Source organism: Pseudomonas sp. BN102 (assembly GCF_029871245.1).
In the GTDB taxonomy this organism is placed as follows: domain Bacteria; phylum Pseudomonadota; class Gammaproteobacteria; order Pseudomonadales; family Pseudomonadaceae; genus Metapseudomonas.
In genome coordinates this window covers 181921-202424 of record NZ_SSON01000078.1, presented here as the reverse complement: position 1 = coordinate 202424, position 20504 = coordinate 181921, and the positions used below count along the sequence as shown (strand labels likewise).

At 63.4% G+C, this 20504-nt stretch carries 11 protein-coding genes and 1 pseudogene; 7 read left to right on the top strand and 5 right to left on the bottom strand.

What is annotated here, in order from left to right; all coding sequences use genetic code 11:
* The 5 genes and pseudogenes from E8F12_RS26930 to E8F12_RS26910 all read left to right on the top strand — a co-directional run.
* Positions 1 to 213: pseudogene (locus E8F12_RS26930) on the top strand (calcium-binding protein); the annotation flags it as partial.
* Between the two features lie 833 nt (positions 214 to 1046).
* Positions 1047 to 11738 carry a peroxidase family protein gene (locus tag E8F12_RS26925; protein WP_280328271.1) on the top strand — a complete coding sequence of 3564 codons (10692 nt, stop codon included), beginning with the start codon at positions 1047 to 1049 and terminating at the stop codon, positions 11736 to 11738.
* A gap of 277 nt (positions 11739 to 12015) precedes the next feature.
* A complete protein-coding gene (locus E8F12_RS26920; protein WP_280328387.1) occupies positions 12016 to 13257 on the top strand; it encodes a glutamine synthetase family protein in 1242 nt (413 codons plus the stop codon).
* A 60-nt stretch (positions 13258 to 13317) separates the two neighbouring features.
* On the top strand, positions 13318 to 14646 hold the full coding sequence (locus tag E8F12_RS26915; protein ID WP_280328270.1) for an MFS transporter: 1329 nt from the start codon (positions 13318 to 13320) through the stop codon (positions 14644 to 14646).
* A 99-nt stretch (positions 14647 to 14745) separates the two neighbouring features.
* Positions 14746 to 15366, top strand: coding sequence for a TIGR04282 family arsenosugar biosynthesis glycosyltransferase (locus E8F12_RS26910; RefSeq protein WP_280328269.1), 621 nt, complete (start codon positions 14746 to 14748; stop codon positions 15364 to 15366).
* A 142-nt stretch (positions 15367 to 15508) separates the two neighbouring features.
* Here E8F12_RS26910 and E8F12_RS26905 read toward each other — a convergent pair whose 3' ends face one another.
* The 4 genes from E8F12_RS26905 to flgA all read right to left on the bottom strand — a co-directional run bounded on the left by E8F12_RS26905 (position 15509) and on the right by flgA (position 18064).
* Positions 15509 to 16300, bottom strand: coding sequence for a flagellar brake protein (locus E8F12_RS26905; protein WP_280328268.1), 792 nt, complete (start codon positions 16298 to 16300; stop codon positions 15509 to 15511).
* A gap of 47 nt (positions 16301 to 16347) precedes the next feature.
* On the bottom strand, positions 16348 to 16815 hold the full coding sequence (locus E8F12_RS26900) for a flagellar protein FlgN (protein WP_280328267.1): 468 nt from the start codon (positions 16813 to 16815) through the stop codon (positions 16348 to 16350).
* A 49-nt stretch (positions 16816 to 16864) separates the two neighbouring features.
* Positions 16865 to 17206, bottom strand: coding sequence for a flagellar biosynthesis anti-sigma factor FlgM (flgM, locus tag E8F12_RS26895; protein ID WP_280328266.1), 342 nt, complete (start codon positions 17204 to 17206; stop codon positions 16865 to 16867).
* Positions 17207 to 17335: 129 nt separating this feature from the next.
* Entirely contained in the window at positions 17336 to 18064 is a 729-nt protein-coding gene (flgA, locus tag E8F12_RS26890; RefSeq protein ID WP_280328265.1) for a flagellar basal body P-ring formation chaperone FlgA, read from the bottom strand.
* 94 nt (positions 18065 to 18158) lie between these two features.
* On the opposite strand from flgA, the gene E8F12_RS26885 reads away from it, so the two are divergent.
* Positions 18159 to 19091, top strand: coding sequence for a chemotaxis protein CheV (locus tag E8F12_RS26885; RefSeq protein ID WP_280328264.1), 933 nt, complete (start codon positions 18159 to 18161; stop codon positions 19089 to 19091).
* A 45-nt stretch (positions 19092 to 19136) separates the two neighbouring features.
* Complete coding sequence (gene cheR / locus E8F12_RS26880; RefSeq protein ID WP_280328263.1) at positions 19137 to 19964, top strand: protein-glutamate O-methyltransferase CheR; 828 nt, start codon at positions 19137 to 19139, stop codon at positions 19962 to 19964.
* A gap of 35 nt (positions 19965 to 19999) precedes the next feature.
* On the opposite strand, the gene E8F12_RS26875 is transcribed toward cheR, so the two are convergent.
* Positions 20000 to 20425 carry an organic hydroperoxide resistance protein gene (locus E8F12_RS26875; protein ID WP_280328262.1) on the bottom strand — a complete coding sequence of 142 codons (426 nt, stop codon included), beginning with the start codon at positions 20423 to 20425 and terminating at the stop codon, positions 20000 to 20002.
* Between the last annotated feature and the right edge of the window lie 79 nt (positions 20426 to 20504).

Here is a 20504-nt window from a genome sequence, read left to right as displayed (position 1 = left end):
GGCCAGGACACCATCGCCGACTTCACCCTCGGCCAGGACCGGCTGAACCTCGAGAACCTGGGGATCACCGCGGCCAACTTCGCGGCCAACGCGAGCATCGTCGACCTGGGGGACAGCACTCAGGTCAACCTCGTCGGCGCCAACAGCATCACCCTGGTGGGGGTGGCTGATGCCAACAGCGTCAACCTGAGTGATTTCATCCTGGCAAGCTGATTCATCGAGGGGGTCCGACGGGGTGAAGTGCCTGGCACTTCACCCCGTTTTCCATGGCGGGAGAAATCCATCCCCACCGCTTGCACATCTTTAATCCAGGCTTCCATGCCGATCTGCAACCGAGGCGGTGCCCTGTCAGGGTCACCGCCTCGGTTGCTGCTTTGCCTAGCAAGAAAGATGCCTCCGAAATGCCCGAATTCCTCAGTCGAATCAACGGTTGTATTCGGCTGATAAGTGGAAATATCGCTGTAGCCGCTCTGGAACGGGGCTTTCAGTGTGGTGGGGAGTGGCGCTACAGGGTGGTCGTGACAGTATTACCGCATGTTTAAGCGGTCCTGGGGTTGCTTGTTTAAATATTTTATTTAAATTCAAATACTTATGGTGTTTTTACATTTTGAAACATGTTGCGACGTATTCTTGACAGTGTCTGGGCACGGAACTTTATTCAGGAATGAGAAATTGCTATTTCTCGGCAGACTGCATCCAGGACGGGACGTTGCAGCCTTTGGCAGTTTTATCTGCTTGGGGAGGACGTCATCATGGATATCGAGTGGTCGCGGCATTGCATGCTGGAGTGTCCACCGATTAGCACACGTATTTCGGGCCGGTTCCACGGGCCGCCTACCGTGTGCATGTGACCGCCGCCAACTTGGGCGCGGCGCGTCACTGATCCGAATCATTCCTCTGATACCTGAGCCCTCATAAGGGCTCGGTGCTTCCGTTCGCGGATTCGATTCGGACTTTTCTTCGACTTCTTCGTTGCAAACGTGGAATCGCTCCCGCGTGGGCGTGATTCAGCCTGACTTTTTGCTGTCGGAACTGAGGACATATAAATGGCCAACTTCATTCAATCTGACCTCGAGTTCATCCTTCAGCAGATTCTCATCGCTGAAGCCAACGCGGCGGGCAAGGACCTCTCCGCCCTGTTGCCCAACAGCCAGGTGCCCTTTGGCCTCAGGACCGTCGACGGAAGATTCAACAATCTGATCTTCGGCCAAGCTGGGTTCGGCGCGGCCGATCAACTCTTTCCACTGTTGCTCGAACAGTCGTTCCGCAATGACCTGGATGGCGACATCTTCGACCTGAACGGTCCGGCACCCGGCGGCGAGCTGACCAATACCAACTTCGCCACTACCGGCCCGGTAGCCGGCAATGTGGTGGACGCCGATCCGCGGATTATCTCCAACCTGATCGCCGACCAGACCAGCAACAACCCGGCGGCGGTCCAGGCGTTCGTCGATGCCGGACAAGGGGCCCTCGCCGATGGCACCCAAATCGATCCGGCGACAGGGTTGCCGTTCGCCATCGGTACCTTGCTGGACCTGAACAATGCACCGATTCCCGCCGGGACGCTCCTGGGCATCCCGAACACCACCCCGGACGAAGGGCTGTCGGCGCCGTTCAACACCTGGTTCACCTTCTTCGGCCAGTTCTTCGACCATGGCCTGGACCTTATCCAGAAGGCCAACAACGGTACCGTTTTCATTCCGTTGCAGCCGGATGACCCCTTGTTCGTGCCGGGCGGAACGAGCAATTTCATGGTCCTCACCCGGGCCGACAACATTGCAGTGGGGGCGGGTGCCGACGGGGTCCTGAACACCGCCGACGATGTGCACCGGCACCTGAACACCACCTCACCCTTCGTCGACCAGAACCAGACCTATACTTCGCACCCCTCGCACCAGGTGTTCCTGCGCGCCTATGAGCTGAATGCGGCCGGCCGGCCGGAGGCCACCGGCAAGCTGATCACCAACCGCAATCTGGGCGCCGATGGCGTGTTCGGCACCGCGGACGACGTGGAACTCGGCGGCATGTCCACCTGGGCAGTGGTCAAGGCCCAGGCCCGCGACCTGCTGGGGATAAACCTGACCGATGCCGATGTGGGCAATCTCCCGCTGCTCGCCACCGACCTCTATGGCAATTTCATCAGGGGCCCGAACGGCTTCCCGCAGGTGGTGATGAGGGGGTTCGATGACGTCGCCGGCACCGCCGATGACGTCCTGGTCGAGGGCAACCCGGCAGCGCCCATCAGTCTGGCCGGCGCGGTGCGCACCGGGCACGCTTTCCTCGTCGATATCGCCCATAGTGCCAATCCCTTCGACAGCGTGACCGGGGCACTGAAGCTCGCGGACGCCGATGGGGTCGCCGGTGTCGATGATGGCATCGCGGGGACCTATGACGACGAACTGCTGGGTCAGCACTTCATGGCCGGTGATGGTCGGGTCAACGAGAATATCGGCCTGACCGCCGTGCACCACGTGTTCCATTCCGAGCACAACCGCCTGGTGGATCACACCAAGTCGGTGATCCTGGCGTCCAACGACCTGGCCTTCCTCACCCCGTGGCTGATGCCGGGCACCGCGCCGGCCACCTTCCCGGTCACGCCGGCGGAGATTGCTGCCCTGCAATGGAACGGCGAACGCCTGTTCCAGGCCGCCAAGTTCGGCACCGAAATGCAGTACCAGCACCTGGTGTTCGAGGAGTTCGCGCGCAAGGTGCAGCCGCAAGTGGATGCCTTCCTCGCGCCGGATGGATTCGATGCGACCATCAACCCGGCGATACTTAACGAGTTCGCCAGCGTGGTGTTCCGCTTCGGTCACTCGATGCTGGTCGAGTCCATCGATCGCCTGGATCCTGACTTCGGCTCGAACGAGATCGGCCTGATCGCCGCCTTCCTCAATCCACTGGCATTCAACAATGTCGGTGGCGTGACCGTCACCGCGGATCAGGCCGCCGGCCTCATAGTCCGGGGCGTGACCCGCCAGCAGGGCAATGAGATCGACGAGTTCGTCACCGAGGCGGTACGCAACAACTTGCTCGGGCTGCCCCTGGACCTGCCGGCCCTTAACTTGAGTCGCGGCCGCGACACCGGGGTGCCTTCCCTGAACGCAGCACGTCGCGAGTTCTACCAGATGACTGGCGACAACCAGCTGAAGCCCTATGCCAGCTGGGTCGAATTCATGGGTAACCTCAAGCATGAGACGTCCCTGATCAACTTCATCGCGGCCTATGGTGCCCACGCGAGTATCACCGGGGCCACGACGCTGGCCGCCAAACGCCTGGCGGCCATGGAACTGGTATTGGGCACCGATCAGAACGGTGACGGCCTGGTGGCCGCCGACCGCCTGGATTTCCTGAACAGCACGGGCGCCTGGGTCAGTGGGGCCAATGGTGTCACCACCACCGGTCTTGATACTGTCGACTTCTGGATCGGCGGCCTGGCCGAGAAGCAGATGCCCTTCGGCGGCCTGCTCGGCTCCACCTTCAACTTCGTCTTCGAGACCCAACTGGAGGCGCTGCAGAACGGCGATCGCCTCTACTACCTGGCCCGGCTGGCGGGGCTGAACTTCCTCACCGAGATGGAGAACAACTCCTTCGCCAAGCTGGTGATGCTCAACACTGACGTGCGGCACCTGCCGGCGGACATCTTCTCGACCCCGGCCTTCATGCTCGAATCCAACCCCGTGGTGCAGCACACTGGCCTGGACGACGCCGGCGCGGATGGTATCCAGGGCACGCTTGACGATGTAATCGGTGCCGATGGGATTGCCGGCAATTCCGATCCGCTGGGCGGCAGCGCCCTGATCCCGCTGGTGATCCGCGACAACCCCGCGACGCCCGGCGCCGACACCAACTACCTGCGCTACACCGGCGAGGACCACGTGGTGCTCGGTGGGAACGAACTCGACGACACCCTCATCGCCAGCATCGGCGACGACACCATTTGGGGTGACGCCGGCAACGACCGGCTGGAAGGCGGCGATGGCGTCGACAATATCGAAGGTGGCGACGGTAATGACATCATCACCGACTTGGGTGGCGACGACGTCCTCAAGGGCAATGCCGGCGACGACGTCATCCACGGCGGCAACGGCGAAAACCTGATTCTCGGCGGTGACGGCAGCGACTTCATCATCACCGGCGAAGACATTACCGAGACCTTCGGCGGACAGGGCAACGACTTCATCCTCGGTTCCCAGATGAACCTGCAGACCTTGGGTAACGAAGGCGATGACTGGATCGAGATAGGTACCTCGGACGGCGCCGGCGGTGACAACTTCGACCCGCTGGAAGCCAGCACCGTGCAAGGCCATGACGTCATCATCACCGGTGGCGGCTTCGACGAGGCCGACGGCGAAGGCGGCGACGACATCATGGTCTTGTCCGACGGCGAGGATCACTTCAATGGCGGTGGCGGCTTCGACTGGGCCAGCTATGACAACGATCCTCTCGGCGTCTCTGCCGACCTGCTGGTCAACGACCTTATCGAGCCGCCGGTGGCGCCCTCGAACCAGGGGATACTCGACCGCTTCGCCTTCGTCGAAGGCCTGACCGGCTCGCAATTCGCTGATGTGCTGCGCGGCGATCACGCCGACGCGGCGGAAATCAACGTACCCGGCGCGTTGAACGGTGGACTCAACGCCGCGGGCATCGCCCGCATCACCGGCCTGCAGGACTTCCTCAACCAGATGCTGGGTACCGATGCAGTACCCGTGGTGACGTCGTTCGCAGCCGGCAACATCATCCTCGGTGGTGGTGGCAGCGACATCATGGAAGGCCGTGGTGGCGATGACCTATTGGACGGCGAGCGCTTCCTCAACGTTCGCATCGCGGTGACCGGCCACGTGCCGCAGCCGGGGCAACCGGTCATCACCACCGTCGATAGCCTGACCGAGCTCATCCCCTTCATGCTGTCCGGCGAAATCACGCCCAGCCAGCTCAGCATCGTCCGTGAAATCAATACGGCCGCCGTTGCCTCCTTCGACACGGCGGTGTTCTCCGATGTCCTGGCCAACTACAACGTGACCACCGATGCGGTCACCGGCGTTACCACGGTCGAGCACTTGGTGGTGGATGTCGATGGCGTTGTGGTGGCGGGACCCGACGGTACGGACCGCGTGGTCAATATCGAGCGGCTGCAGTTCGCTGACCAGACCATGGTGCTGGTGGCCGGTCTCAACGCCGAGCCGGTTGGCCTGCTGACGATCGATGACACTGCGCCGGCGGTCAACCAGGTGCTGACGGTTTCGGCGGCGGACATTACCGATGCCGACAATCCGGGGACTGGTGCGATCACTGGCCCCATCAGCTTCGTCTGGCAGGTGGAACGGATCGCCGGCACGGGCATTTTCGAGGACGTCCGTGCTGAGGGTGCCAACAACCCGGCGACGGTCCACGGCACTACCTTCCGCGTTACGCCCGATCTCGATGGGCTGGCGCTGAGGGTCAGAGCGGTCTACCAGGACGCCAACGGGACGCTGGAAAACGTGTTCTCGGCAGCGACCACGCCGGTCACCGGCGTCATAGTCGTGGCCCCGCCGGCGCCGATTCCCGCCGAGAGCCCCACTGTCAGCCCGGGTAACGGCCTGCACCTTATCCGCAGCGACCTGCAGTTCATCCTCGACCAGATCCTGATCTCGGAACAGCATGCGGCCGGTGCGGACCTGCTGTCCCTGCTGCCCAACTCGCGGGTGCCCTTCGGCATACGCACTGTGGACGGCTCATTGAACAACCTGGTCGTGGGGCAGACCAATTTCGGTGCAGCGGACCAGGACTTCCCGCTGCTGGTGGACCAGCAGTTCCGCAATGACCTGGACGAAGCGCCGTTCAACGGCATCACCAACACCAACTTCGCCACCACCGGACCTGTGGATGGCAACGTGGTCGATTCCGATCCGCGGATCATCTCCAACCTGATCGTCGACCAGACCATCACCAACCCGTCGGCGGTGCAGGCTTTCCTCGAAGCGGGGCTGGGCACCCAGGCCGTAGATCCGGTCACTGGTGCTCCGCTCTTCAATGCCGATGGCACGCCGATCATCCTCGACCTCGGCGGGGTCGTCATCCCGCGTGGCCAGACCCTGACCATCCCCAACACCACGCCTGACGAGGGGCTGTCGGCACCGTTCAACGCCTGGTTCACCTTCTTCGGGCAGTTCTTCGACCACGGCCTGGACCTGGTGCAGAAGGGCGAGAACGGCACGGTCTTCGTTCCCCTGCAGCCGGACGATCCGCTGATCACCCATGGGCCGGACGGCATTGCCGGAACCGGCGACGAACTGACCAACCCGGCCCTGCAGTTCATGATGGTCACCCGTGCCGTCAATACCCAGGTCCTGCCGGGCGTCGATGGCATCCTGGGGACCGCCGATGACGTGCATACGCAGAACAACCAGACGACGCCTTTCGTCGACCAGAACCAGACCTACACCTCGCATCCGGCGCACCAGGTCTTCCTGCGTGCCTATGAGCTGGTTGGGGGCGTACCGATTGCGACAGGCCGGCTGATCACCAACAGGGACCTGGTGGACGGCATCTTCGGCAACGGCAACGACATAGAACTCGGCGGGATGGCCACCTGGGGCGTGGTCAAGGCGCAGGCACGTGACCTCCTGGGCATCGACCTCAGCGACTTCGACGCCCTCAACGTGCCGCTGGTGGCAGTCGATCCCTACGGCAAGTTCATCCCCGGCGCGAATGGCTTCGCCCAGCTGGTGGTCGACCTCGGCCCCGATGGTCTGCCCAACACGGCGGACGATGTGCTGGTGGAAGGCGACCCGGCTGTGCCGATCAGCCCTGCCGCCGTCGGCGCCCTGCGCACCGGCCATATGTTCCTCGCCGACATTGCCCACAGCGCCAACCCCTTCAGTGCCTTCGGCGTTCCGCTGACGGCCGATGCCGACCTCATTGCCGGTGTCGACGATGGCCTGGGTACCACCTACGACGACGAGCTGCTGGCCGAGCACTTCATGGCCGGCGACGGCCGGGTCAACGAGAACATCGCCCTGACCGCCGTGCACCATGTGTTCCACGCCGAGCACAATCGCCTGGTCACGCACATCAAGGATGTGGTGCTCGCCAGCAATGACGTCGCCTTCGTCAACCAGTGGCTGCGGACGCCGATTGCGACCCTGCCCACCACCCAAGGGGAAATCGATACCCTGCAGTGGAATGGCGAGCGCCTGTTCCAGGCGGCGCGCTTCGGCACCGAGATGCAGTACCAGCACTTGGTGTTCGAAGAGTTCGCCCGCAAGGTCCAGCCGCAGGTGGACGTGTTCCTGACCGAAGGCCAGGGCTACGACTCCACGATCGACGCGGCGATTGTCGCCGAGTTCGCTCACGCGGTGTACCGCTTCGGGCACTCGATGCTGCTCGACACCGTCGACCGGCTCGACCCCAACTTCGCCTCCAGCGAGATCGGCCTGGTGCAGGCGTTCCTCAACCCGCTGGCGTTCGATGCCAACGGCACCCTCACCGCTGAGCAGGCGGCCGGCGCCATCGTGCGCGGCGTGACCCGGCAGCAGGGCAACGAGATCGACAACCACGTGACCGAGGCGCTGCGCAACAACCTCCTCGGCCTGCCGCTCGACCTGCCGACCGTCAACCTCAGCCGCGCCCGTGATACCGGTGTTCCGTCGCTGAACGCGGCACGCAGGGAGTTCTACACCGCCACCGGCGACGCCCAGCTCAAGCCCTATGCGAGCTGGGTCGACTTCGCGATGAACTTGCGGCACGAGTCGGCGATCGTGAATTTCATCGCTGCCTACGCTACTCACGGGACCGTCGCCAGTGCGACGACGCTGGCCGACAAGCGCATAGCGGCCATGGAGCTGGTCTTCGGCACGGATCAGAACTTTGATGGGGTGGTGGCGGCCGACCGGCTCGAGTTCCTGAACGGCCCGGCGGCGACCACCGGCGTCGACGATATCGACCTCTGGGTCGGCGGCCTGGCCGAGCGGCAGATGCCCTTCGGTGGCCTGCTGGGTTCGACCTTCAACTACGTGTTCGAAAACCAGATGGAGAAGCTGCAGAACGGCGACCGCTTCTACTACCTGGAACGCACGGCGGGGCTGAACTTCCTCACCGAGCTGGAGAACAACTCGTTCGCCAAGCTGATCATGGCCAACACCAATGCCACGCACTTGCCGGGTGACGTGTTCTCGACACCAGCCTTCATCCTCGAGGCCAATCCGCTGGTGCAGCACACCGGCCTGAACGATGCCGGCCTGGATGGTGTCCAGGGGACGCCCGATGATGTGGCCGGCGTCGATGGCCTGTTCGGCAATGCCGACCCACAAGGCGGCAGTGCCCTGCGCCCGCTGGTGATTCGCGATGACCCGGCGACGCTGGCTTTCGATCCCAACTACCTGCGCTACACCGGCGAAGACCATGTTGTCCTGGGTGGCACCGAGTTCAATGACATCCTCATCTCCAGCATCGGCGACGATACGCTGTATGGCGATGCCGGCAATGACAGGCTGGAGGGTGGCGACGGCGTCGACATGATCCTCGGTGGCGCAGGCGACGACATCATCACGGACCAGGGAGGCGACGATAACCTGCAGGGTGGCGACGGCAATGACGTGATCCATGCAGGCAATGGCATCAACCTGATGCTCGGTGGCTTCGGCAAGGACTTCATCATCACCGGCGAGGACGAGTCCGAGAGCTTCGGTGGCCCGGGTGATGACTTCATCCTGGGCGTGCGGCCGAATGAAATGGTATTCGGTAACGAAGGCGACGACTGGCTCGAGCACGGCATGGCCGACGGCAGTGCCGGCGAGAACTTCGACGCCCGCGGGCTGGACGCCATAGTCGGCAATGATGTGTTCATCGGGCAGGGCACCATCGACCGGATGGAAGGCGAGGGCGGCGACGACATCATGGTCGGCAATGGCGGCCCGACGGACCGCTATATCGGCGGCTCCGGCTTCGACTGGGCGGCGTTCAAGGATGACCCGGGCGGCGTGAATATCGATATGCGCTTCCGCGCCTTCAATGAAGCCCCGCTCGGAGCCTCCGCGGCGTCGGTACTGGCTCGCTTCGAATCCACCGAAGGCCTGTCGGGGTCGGCATTCGGCGATGTCCTGCGTGGCGATGATATCGACGCAGCGGGCATTTCCGTCTCCGGCTTCACCGGCAGCGTGCTGACCAACTTCGACCTGATCAGCAGCCTGCGGTCGTTCATCGGCTCTGTCGGTGACGGCCCGGATGGTATCTCCGGCAACGCCGACGACAGGTTTGGTGCCGGTAATGTCATCCTCGGTGGCAATGGCGGTGATCTCATCGAGGGTGGTGGCGGCGATGACCTGATCGATGGCGACAAGTGGTTGAACGTGCGCATCAGCGTTCGCCAGAACCTGGATGGCAGCGGGCCGGAAATCGCCAGCTTCAACAGCTTGACGGCACTCTTGCCCTTCATGACGACGGGTGTCTTCAACCCGGGGCAACTGGTCATCGTGCGCGAGATCCTACCGGGTACGGGCTCCGGCCTGGACACCGTCGGATTTACCGGCAATGCCGCCGATTACACTGTCAGCATCGACAACAACGGCACCACGCTCGACTTCAGTGACGACATCGTCACCGTGACTGATGTGGAAGTCGGACGGGATGGTGTCGACCGACTGACCGGCATTGAGCGCCTGCAGTTCGCCGACCAGACCCTGAGCCTGGTTCCCACCAGCAATTCGGCTCCGGAAGGGCTGGTGACGGTGAACGATGCGACGCCTGAGGTCGGTACCCTGATGAAGGCGTCCATCGCCGGCGTCACGGATGCGGACAACCCTGGCGGAGCGGTCAGCGGCCCGGTGGCCTACTCCTGGCAGGTGGATAATGGCGATGGCCTGTTCCGGGACATTATCCAGATCGATGTCGCGGCTGCGGATCAGGTGGCGACTGGCGAAACGTTCAGAGTGACAGCCGATCTCGCCGGCCAGACCCTGCGTGCCAAGGCGATCTACAGGGATGCCCAGGGCGTGGTGGAAACCGCGTTCTCGGCACCGACCGCGCTGGTGTCGGCCACGCCGGCCCAGGATGCTGCCACAGGCGAGCCGGCCATCAGCGACATTAGCCCGACCCAGGGCCAAGGCCTGATAGTCGGGCCGGGTACCATCGATGATCCGGATGGACTCACCACCTCGATCTTCAACTTCCAGTGGCAGTCGTCGAGCGATGGGGCCACCTTCACCAACATCGCCGGGGCGACCAACCGTGGCTTCACGCCGACGGCGACGCAGGTCGGCCAGCAGCTGCGGGTCGTGGCGAGCTTCACGGATGACCTCGGTGGCGCGGAAACGCGGACGTCGGCGGCAACGGCGGTGGTGGGGGCGCTGATCCTCGGGACCCCCGGCGCGGATATCCTGGTCGGCACCATTGGTGGCGACATGATCCTGGGCGGTGACGGCAACGACACGCTGCTCGGTGGCCTGGGCGACGATACGCTGCAAGGCGAGGTCGGCGACGATCTGCTGATCGGCGGACCTGGTGCGGATACCATGGTCGGCCTCGTCGGCAACGATGTCTATGAAGTCACCGACGCCGGCGACGTTGTTGTCGAACTCCTCGGCGTAGGCCATGACACGGTGTCCACCTCGCTGAACAGCTACACCTTGGGCGCCAATGTCGAGGGCCTGTTCTTCGGTGGCAGCGGCGACTTCGTCGGCTTCGGCAATGTGCTGGACAACGTCATCGTCGGTGGCGCCGGCAATGATGTGCTGGTGGGTGGTGTCGGGGCCGACATGATGGCCGGCGGCCAGGGCAACGACGCCTATAACGTCGACAACCTCGGGGATGTGGTCAGCGAAGCCGCCAGCGGCGGTGTGGACTGGCTGGTGACCACCTTGGCCAGCCATACCCTGGGTGCCAACATCGAGAACCTGATCTTCGACGGCAGCGCCAACTTCACCGGTATCGGCAACGCCCTGGACAACGTGATGGTCGGTGGCAGCGGCAATGACGTGCTGATCGGCGGCGCCGGTGCCGACACCCTGCGCGGCGGCCTGGGCAACGACATCTTCGAAGTCACCGACGTCGGGGATGGGGTGAACGAACTGGCCGGCGAGGGCCATGACACGGTGTCGACCTCGCTGGCCAGCTACACCCTGGGCGCCAACGTCGAAGGGCTGTTCTTCGGCGGCAGCGGCAACTTCACCGGCATCGGCAACGAGCTGAACAACACCATCGTCGGTGGTGCGGGCAGTGACGTGCTGATCGGTGGCGCCGGGTTCGACGTCATGGCCGGTGGCCTGGGCAACGATATCTACGAAATGACCGAAGTCGCGGATGTAGTGCTCGAGCTGGCGGGCGCCGGTATCGACTCGGTGTCGACCTCGCTGTCGGTCTTCGAGCTTGGGGCGAACCTCGAGCAGATGTTCTTCGGCGGCGCCGGCAACTTCGATGTGGGTATGGGCAACGCCCTGGACAACACCATCGTGGGCGGTGCCGGCCACGACGCGCTGTTCGGCATGGGCGGCAATGACTTCCTGATCGGTGGCGCCGGCAACGACATCTTCGTGTTCGGCGCGGGCTTCGGCCAGGACACCATCGCCGACTTCACCCTCGGCCAGGACCGGCTGAACCTCGAGAACCTGGGGGTCACCGCGGCCAACTTCGCGGCCAACGCGAGCATCGTCGCCGTGGCGGGCGGCACCCAGGTCAATCTCGTCGGCGCCAACAGCATCACCCTGGTGGGGGTGGCGGATGCCAACAGCGTGACCCTGAGTGACTTCATCCTGGCAGGTTGAGGAGGCTGCCGGAGCGCAAGTCGTGGTACTGAAATGAGGATGGGGCGCATTGCGCCCCATCCTCATTTCCTGCCTTTGGAAATCGTCCTTGCTGCTGCTTGATATTCCGAACGCCCGATGCGTATTTTGTACAGACCGCACTATGGAGCGGCCGTCGTGTACAAGGACAACAATCATGACTACCAAAATCCGCAGCCCGCTCGCCGAGCGCCTGGCTGGCGTTGAAGAGATCGAGTGCGTTACCCCGGACCTGAACGGAGTGATGCGGGGCAAGGTGATGACGGGGGAGGGGTTCCTTTCCGGGCGCCGCCTGCAACTGGCCAGGGGCGTGCTGTTGCAATGCATCATGGGCGGCTACCCGCCGGCACGCTTCTATGGCAGCGATGATGGTGACCTGGCCCTCGTCGCGGAGGCGAACCAGGTGCACCGCCTGCCCTGGAGCAAAAGGCCCCGTGCCCTGGCTATCTGCGATGCCCAGGAGTTGGACGGCCGGCCATCCGGGCTTTCCACCCGCGGGTTGTTGCGCAGGGTAGTGGAGCGCTATGCGGCGCATGGGTGGAAGCCGGTGGTGGCCACCGAACTGGAGTTCTTCGTCTTCGCCCCCAACCCCGATCCGCGTCAGGCCTTCGAACCGCCGCTGGGCCTGGATGGTCGACGCGAGACGGGGTGCTCGGCATTCAGCGTGTCGTCCAACAATGGCTTGCGGCCCTTCTTCGAGGAGGTCTATCGCGCCATGGAGACGTTCGGCATGCCGCGCGACACCTTCATGCACGAGATGGGCATCAGCCAGTTCGAGATCAATTTCCTCCACGGCGACCCGCTCCTGTTGGCGGACCAGACCTTCCTGTTCAAGCACCTGCTCAAGGAGATTGCGCTCAAGCACGGGATCCAGGTGGTGTGCATGGCCAAGCCGCTGGCGCACACGCCGGGCAGTTCAATGCACATCCACCAGAGCGTGGTGACGAGCGATGACGGTCGGAACATCTTCAGTGACGACCAGGGGGAGCCGACCGCTGCATTCGCGCATTTCATCGGTGGGCAGCAAGCGGCCATGGCGGACTTCACCGCCCTGTTCGCGCCCAACGTGAATTCCTACCAGCGGCTCTGTCACCCCTATGCCTCGCCGAACAATGCCTGCTGGTCCCACGACAACCGCGCGGCGGGCCTGCGCATTCCGGCCAGCGCGCCGGTGGCCAGAAGGGTGGAAAACCGACTGCCCGGGGCCGACGCCAACCCCTACCTGGCCATTGCCGCCAGCCTGGCGGCGGGGCTTTACGGGATGGAACAGCAACTGCAGCCGAGCGCGCCGATCCAGGGCGAGTTCGAAGCGCCCGACGAGCTGCTGCTGCCCTGTACCCTGCACGCCGCCATCGGACGTCTGAAACGCAGCGATCTGGCGCGTGAACTGTTCGGCAAGGAGTTCATCGAAGGCTACATTGCTACCAAGACGATGGAGCTCAGCAGCTTCTTCGATGAGATCACGCCCTGGGAACGACGCATCCTCGCGTCCCAGGTGTGATCGCCCAAGGGCCGTCCGATCGGGCGGCCCTCCCTGTACATGGAGCCGCCTGGAGCGCCGATGCATCGGATCTGGAAGTCGTTTCGCGCACTGTATTTCGCCACCCTGCTCATGTTGATCGGCTCCGGCCTGCTCAGTACCTACCTGGGGCTGCGCCTGGCCGCCGACAAGGTGGACGGGCTCTGGGTCGGCGCCCTTATGGCGGCCAACTATTTCGGCCTGATCCTTGGCGGCAAGCTGGGTCACCGACTGATCGCCAGGGTGGGGCACATCCGTGCCTATGTGGCCTGCGCCGGGGTGGTGACGGCGGCGGTGCTCGGTCATGGGCTGATCGATATCCTGCCGGTCTGGCTGTTCATGCGGATGCTGGTGGGCCTGGGCATGATGTGCCAGTACATGGTGATCGAGAGCTGGCTCACCGAGCAGGCCGACGCCAGCCAGCGTGGGCAGGTATTCGCCGGCTACATGGTGGCCTCCTACCTCGGTCTGGTGCTGGGCCAACTGGTCCTGGTGCTGCACCCGGGGCTGGGACCGGAACTGCTGATGCTGGTCGCCATGTGCTTCGCCCTGTGCCTGGTACCGGTGGCCCTGACCCGCAAGTTGCACCCGGCGCCCCTGCACCCGGCGCCGCTGGAGCCGCGCTTCTTCATCAAGCGGGTGCCGCAGTCGATGACCACGGTACTGGTCTCCGGCCTGGTGATCGGTTCCTTCTACGGTCTTGCGCCACTCTATGCGACCGCCCAGGGCCTGCCCATCAACCAGGTGGGCCTGTTCATGGGCAGCTGCATTCTCGCCGGCCTGTTGGTGCAGTGGCCGCTCGGCTGGCTGTCCGACCGCCATGACCGCGCGGTGCTGATCCGCATCACGGCGGCCTTGCTCGCGCTCTCCGCGCTGCCGCTGGCGATCATGCCCGAGGTTCCACTGAAGGTTCTGTTCCCGGTGGGCTTCCTGGTCTGTCTGCTGCAGTTCAGCCTTTATCCGCTGGCGGTGGCCTTCTCCAATGACCATATAGAGGCTGAGCGTCGTGTTTCGCTCACCGCGATGCTGCTGATCACGTTCGGTGTCGGCGCCAGTATCGGCCCGTTATTGACCGGCGCTCTGATGAAGCAACTGGGGCCGAACATGCTCTATGCCTTCGTCTGTTTCTGCGCGGCGGTCCTGGTGTTGCGGGTGCGTCCGGATGCTGTCACCGGCCTGCACCGGGTCGACGAGGCGCCGCTGCACCACGTGCCCACGCCCGACAACATGATCAGTTCGCCGCTGGTCGCGGCCCTGGACCCTCGAGTCGACGAAAAGTCGGTGCACGACCAGATGCAGAATGGCGATGGTTCACCGCCGCCGGACGTGCCACCCAAGGACATTCCGGAGCAGCCGCAGCCCAACAAGTAGTGGCCCAACGCCACATCGCTTTTGCCCAATGATCGACGGGTGTGGCTACCTGAGCTTCAAGCCCAAGGCCTGCCTTGGGACTTCAAGGAGGAATTGGTCATGATGTTGAGCATCTCCCTGCATTTGCTGGCCAGCGCTCCGCAGGCCGGCAAGCTTGACCCCAGGCTCGTTCCGGCGCTGGGGGAGGAGGGGGTGAGCCAGTTGCATCGACAACTGGTGGCACGCGTTCTCAATCTCCCGCCCATGGGCTTCAGCGAGCGGATCTTCTGGATCGAGGATGGACCGGACGAGGCCCTGGAAGCCCTGGCCGAGGACAATGACTGGATGGTGGTGGGGCAACCGGTCGGGGACTTGGGGGAACGAATGCGCCGCATTGCCACCTTGGGTCTGTCGGAGAACGACGCTGTGGTGCTCATCGGCCAGCATTGCCCGATGCTGGATGCCGACTACCTGTCAGCCGCCTGCGAGGCATTGGCCGAACACCAGGCCGTGCTGGGGCCTACCGAGGGCGGCCGCTATATGCTGCTTGGCCTGCGTTGCGTGCATCCACGCCTGTTCGAGGACATGCCCTGGGGCAGCAACCAGGTGCTGGCGAGGACCTGCGAACGCCTGCAGCAGCTGGAGTGGCAGCATGGCCTGTTACCGTCGCTCTGGGAGCTGGACCGACCCGAGCATTTGCCGCGCCTGAGTCGATTGGGGTTCAAGCTCGGGGTCGCCTAAGGCAGGCTGTTGAAAAACTACTGCGCTCGGCCATGCGTCGTTGAAATCAGCCTCAAGATGCTCATTTACAACGCGTAAACTGCGCTCTTTCGGCTGATTTCGCCTAGCCTGGCCGTCGCTCGTGACGTTTTTTAACGGCCTGCTAGAAGAGTTCGTCCTTCTCGAAACGCCTCGCTTCGCGCTGCAGCTGGTAGACGAAGCGCTCGACGTTGCGTTGCACCAGGCCGCTCATGTTATGGAAGCGAATCCCCGCGAAGCTCATGCCGAGCTTCTCGTCGAAGCGCACATGGCGCAGTTCGACGGGCGTGGTGATGGGACCGATCGGCAGCTTGGCGGTGAAGCGTTCATAGACCTGGCCCGGTTGCAGGCGCCCGTTCAGGTCACCTTCGAAGCGCAGTTTGCAGCCAGTGGCGGAGATATCGAGCATCATCCCGCTGATCGGCTCCTTCAGCTTGTCGCCGTCCAGCTCGATAGCCACCAATTGGGTCTGCTTGAGCGTCGCACGGTAGGCATTGCGCCGCTGGTGGTAGGTCACTTCGGTGGGCAGGGCGCACCAGTAGCAGCGGTCGCCTTCGAACTCGCCGACCGTGGCCGGCTGGAGGGTCTCCCAGGCGATGCGCACACCTTCGCGAAAACCTTCGATGCGGAAGGTTTCGCCGCTCTTCAGGAAGCGCTCGCCATCGTTCGGGATGATTTCGTCCAGGGCGAGCAGGCCGCGCTCGCGATCCACTTCCACCAGGTAACTCTGGAAGCGTTGGTTGCGGTCGTGGAAAGTGACGATCAGCGGATCGTGGTGCTGCTGCAGCAGACGAAGATTAGCCAGGATCTCGACCGGTGCCTTGAGCACCTTGGGCGGTTGCGGGCCGTTTTCTTCGTGGAATGGGTTGGACACGGTCCAGGTCTCTCCAAACGCAAAGCGGGCTGCACAAAGCATGGCGGCATCGTGCCTTCATGTCTCGGTGGTCTTCTTCTAATGTCGTGTCAGGCCTGGCTGAGCGGGCGCTGCTGGCCGATTCTAGCGGCAGTGCCACGGCTGTCATAGAGGCCGGGTGCGTCGCCGCCGCGCAGGATACCGAGCATGCCGCCGACCGAAGCCCGGTTGGCGCGAATCAGCCGTCCATTGCGCTGATTGGCGGACTGGCAGCCCTCCAGCAATTGGCTGAGTTCGTCGCTGCGGTCGAGCAGCTCCTGGCCAAGGGGGGAGCGTTCGGCCAACTGTTGCAGGCCGGCGCGGTCGGCGCTGAGGTCGAGGCTGGCGAGCAGCTGGCTGCGCTGGCGGCCGTGCTGGTCGAGCAGCGCGAGCAGGGGTTGCTTGTCGGCGAGCAGAAGCTCCAGGCGGGTCAGGTCGCGCTCGCCCAGGGCCTGGAATTCCTCGTCCATCAGCTCAAGCAAGCGCTTGGCGTGGCCGATATCGTCGGTGAACAGCTGGAGCAGGTTGGTGTCGTGCATTACGCGCTCTGGGGATCAGGCGTCCAAGTTCCCCAGCGCTGCCCGTGGACTAGCGCTGGGATTCGAAATTCAGCAGCTTGCTGGCCACGCGCTTGCTGTCGACCTGGTAAGAGCCGTCGGCAATGGCCTGCTTGAGTTTCTCCACGCGTTCCTTGTCCACCACGGGCAGGTCGCGCAGTTTTTCGCCGGCCTGTTGCAGCACCTGGACATCGCTGCTCAGTTGCACGGAATCGTCGCTACGGGCAACCGGGGCCTGCTCACCAGCATTTGGGGTGGCAGCAGGCTGGCCGCTGGTGACGGTCTCGCTCTTGCCACCGGCCTGAGTGTTGCCGGTACGCCCCGAGCCAGCGGGCGTGGGGCCGTCATTGAGCCGGTTGAAGTCGATAACCATGATGTTGAACCTCGGACGCAATTTGGACGCTTACCGTTTTATCGGCCCTGTCCGGGATAACTTTAGAAAATTCTTCGGTACCGGCTGAGTTTAGAAAATCAGCCCTCCCGGGCGCCAGCGGAATCATCCCTACATATCCACCTGGACTTGCCCCGGGCCCTTGACGCGGGCCTTGACCACGCGGCCGGAACTCAGGTTGCGCACGCGAATCTGTTCGCCCGGCGCGCCGTTGGACAGTGCCTCGCCCGGCATGCGCACATTGATCGCCGTGCTCATGGCGCTGATCACCACCTGGTCGCCCTTGCTCACCACTTCCGCCTGTTGCAGATGCAGGGGCGCCAGCACCTGATCGGGTAGCAGCGCGCGGGTGGTCTTCTGGCCGAGGATCTGGCCGGGGTCGGTGAGGAACCCCTGGTTCAGGGTGCCGACGTCCCGCTCGGCCAAGGCAACGTCCTGGGTCCCGATTGGGGCGCCGCGGCGCAGCGAGCGGGTCACCACCACGACTTCACGGTAAAGCCTGACCTGGGCCGGGACGAACACCGTCCACGGCGAGCTGCCGTCGCAGCGGATGCGCACGGTGACCCGTCCCAGTGGCTGGGCCGGACTCTCCAGTTTCGTCGTCAAATCCCTGTCGCACTGCGGCAGGCGCAGGCGCGGATCGAGGCGATTGACCTGGATTTCACTGCGTCCCTGGATGTTGCCGCGTTGCAGATATTCTTCGACAGCGTACTCAAGAAAGCCTTCCGCCGTGCCGATAAGTATCTCAGGCGACGTCAGGTTCGCACTCGACGCCGGGCTGTAGCCGAGGCAGCACAAAGCAGGTAAAACAGCCGCAAGTGATTTACGGCGTTTTGCCATCAGGCGTCGGAAAAGCGTCGTTGTAGCGTTCATACCCATATAGAAGCAAGGCTCGTGCCGCCTGCTTGGCTGAGCTTGTCACAGGAGTCTGGTCATGGCCGGTGTTTTGGATTCGGTAAACCAGCGTACCCAACTGGTCGGGCAGAACCGCCTGGAGTTGCTGCTGTTCCGCCTCGACGGATCGCAGCTCTACGGGATCAACGTGTTCAAGGTGAAGGAGGTGCTGCAGTGTCCCCGCCTCACCCTGTTGCCCAAGTCCAGTCCGGTGGTACGCGGGGTCGCGAATATCCGTGGGGGTACCATTCCGATTCTCGACCTGTCCATGGCGACCGGGCGCAGGGGCCTGGATGACCTGAAGAACAGCTTCGTCATCATCACGGAATACAACACCAAGGTGCAGGGTTTCCTGGTGCGCTCGGTGGAGCGCATCGTCAACATGAACTGGGAAGAGATCCATCCTCCACCCAAGGGCACCGGTCGCGACCACTACCTGACGGCCGTCACCCGGGTCGACAAGCAACTGGTGGAGATCATCGATGTCGAGAAGATCCTCGCCGAAGTGGCGCCTACGTCGGAAGTGGTGTCCGCCGGGATAGTGGACGTCGAGACCCAGAACAAGGCTTTCAGCAAGCGGGTGCTGATCGTCGACGACTCCTCTGTGGCGCGCAAGCAGGTGATCCGCTGCCTGGAGTCCGTCGGCGTCGAGGTCAAGGCCCTCAACGATGGGCGCCAGGCCTACAACTACCTGCGCGAGATGGTCGAGGAGGGCAGGTCGCCGGAGCAGGAATTGCTGATGATGGTTTCCGACATCGAGATGCCGGAGATGGACGGCTACACCCTGACGGCGGAGGTCCGCAACGATCCGCGCATGCAGAAACTGCATATCCTCCTGCATACTTCGCTTTCCGGTGTGTTCAACCAGGCGATGGTGAAGAAGGTGGGCGCGGACGATTTCCTCGCCAAGTTCAAGCCGGACGACCTCGCTGCGCGAGTGGTGGAACGTATCAAGGTAACCGATGGGGGCTGACGGCACGGCCCCCTGACATGGAAATTGATTGGTGAGGCGCCCCTAGTGTCTTCAGGCAATGTGGAATTCGAGCAGTTCCGGGTGTTCCTGGAAAAGACCTGCGGCATCCTGCTGGGCAGCAACAAGCAGTACCTGGTCTCCAGCCGGCTGAACAAGCTGATGGAGCAGAATGGCATCAAGACCCTGGGTGAGCTGACCCAGCGCATCCAGGGTCTCTCCCGTGGCGGCCTGCGCGAGCAGGTGATCGACGCCATGACCACCAATGAAACCCTCTGGTTTCGCGATACCTATCCCTTCGAGGTGCTGAAGAGCCGGGTGTTACCCGAGCTGATCAAGGCCAACCCGAACCAGCCGCTGCGGATCTGGTCGGCGGCCAGTTCCTCAGGGCAGGAACCTTTCTCCATTTCCATGGCGATCGACGAGTTCGAGAAGGTCAATCTCGGCCAGCTCAAGGCCGGTGCGCGCATCGTCGCCACGGACCTGTCGAGCTCCATGCTGGCGGCTTGCCGCTCCGGCGAGTACGACAGCCTGGCCATGGGGCGCGGATTGTCCCAGGAGCGTCTGACTCGTTACTTCGACCCGAAGGGACCGGGGCGCTGGGCAGTGAAGCCGGCGATCCGCAGCCGGGTGGAGTTCCGCCCGCTGAACCTGCTGGACAGCTTTGCGGCGCTGGGCAAGTTCGACATCGTCTTCTGCCGCAATGTGCTGATCTACTTCTCCGCGGAAATGAAGAGGGACATCCTCACCCGCATCCACGCCACCCTGAAACCGGGCGGTTACCTGTTCCTCGGCGCCTCCGAGGCGCTCAACGGCCTGCCGGATCACTATCAGATGGTCCAGTGCAGTCCGGGGATCATCTACAAGGTGAAATGAAGGAGGGAGGCCAGTGGCCTCCCTTTCTGTCGAAATCACACCAGCGTCAGGGTCACGTTGATATTGCCGCGCGTGGCATTGGAGTAGGGGCAGACGATGTGCGCCTTGTCCACCAGTTCCTTGGCGGCCTGCCTGTCCAGCCCGGGCAGGGAAATCTTCAGCTCCACCTCGATGCCGAAGCCGGTGGGCAGGGTGCCGATGCCGACCGCGCCTTCTATATAGGTGTCCTCGCTGAGGGCGATCTTTTCCTTGCCGGCGACGAACTTGATGGCGCCGAGGAAGCAGGCCGAATAGCCGGCCGCGAACAGCTGCTCGGGGTTGGTGCCGTCGCCGCCGGGGCCGCCCAGTTCCTTGGGCGTGGTCAGTTTCACATCCAGCACGCCGTCCGAGGATACGGCGCGGCCTTCACGGCCGCCGTAGGCTTCGGCACGGGCGGTGTACAGGGCTTTCTCGATGGGCATGGCGGGTCTCCGGGTTGGTGGTAGAGACAAGCAAGCCTAGTCAAAGGATTCGGTGCCATCCCTCCGGGCTGACTGAAGG

Excerpts from the sequence above, each read along its gene's own strand:
- E8F12_RS26915 (WP_280328270.1), top strand. The coding sequence starts at position 13,318 with ATGCATCGGATCTGGAAGTCGTTTCGCGCACTGTATTTCGCCACCCTG.
- E8F12_RS26910 (WP_280328269.1), top strand. The coding sequence starts at position 14,746 with ATGATGTTGAGCATCTCCCTGCATTTGCTGGCCAGCGCTCCGCAGGCC.
- E8F12_RS26900 (WP_280328267.1), bottom strand. The coding sequence starts at position 16,815 with ATGCACGACACCAACCTGCTCCAGCTGTTCACCGACGATATCGGCCAC.
- E8F12_RS26905 (WP_280328268.1), bottom strand. The coding sequence starts at position 16,300 with ATGCTTTGTGCAGCCCGCTTTGCGTTTGGAGAGACCTGGACCGTGTCC.
- flgM (WP_280328266.1), bottom strand. The coding sequence starts at position 17,206 with ATGGTTATCGACTTCAACCGGCTCAATGACGGCCCCACGCCCGCTGGC.
- E8F12_RS26885 (WP_280328264.1), top strand. The coding sequence starts at position 18,159 with ATGGCCGGTGTTTTGGATTCGGTAAACCAGCGTACCCAACTGGTCGGG.
- E8F12_RS26875 (WP_280328262.1), bottom strand. The coding sequence starts at position 20,425 with ATGCCCATCGAGAAAGCCCTGTACACCGCCCGTGCCGAAGCCTACGGC.
- E8F12_RS26920 (WP_280328387.1), top strand. The coding sequence starts at position 12,016 with ATGACGGGGGAGGGGTTCCTTTCCGGGCGCCGCCTGCAACTGGCCAGG.
- flgA (WP_280328265.1), bottom strand. The coding sequence starts at position 18,064 with ATGGCAAAACGCCGTAAATCACTTGCGGCTGTTTTACCTGCTTTGTGC.
- E8F12_RS26925 (WP_280328271.1), top strand. The coding sequence starts at position 1,047 with ATGGCCAACTTCATTCAATCTGACCTCGAGTTCATCCTTCAGCAGATT.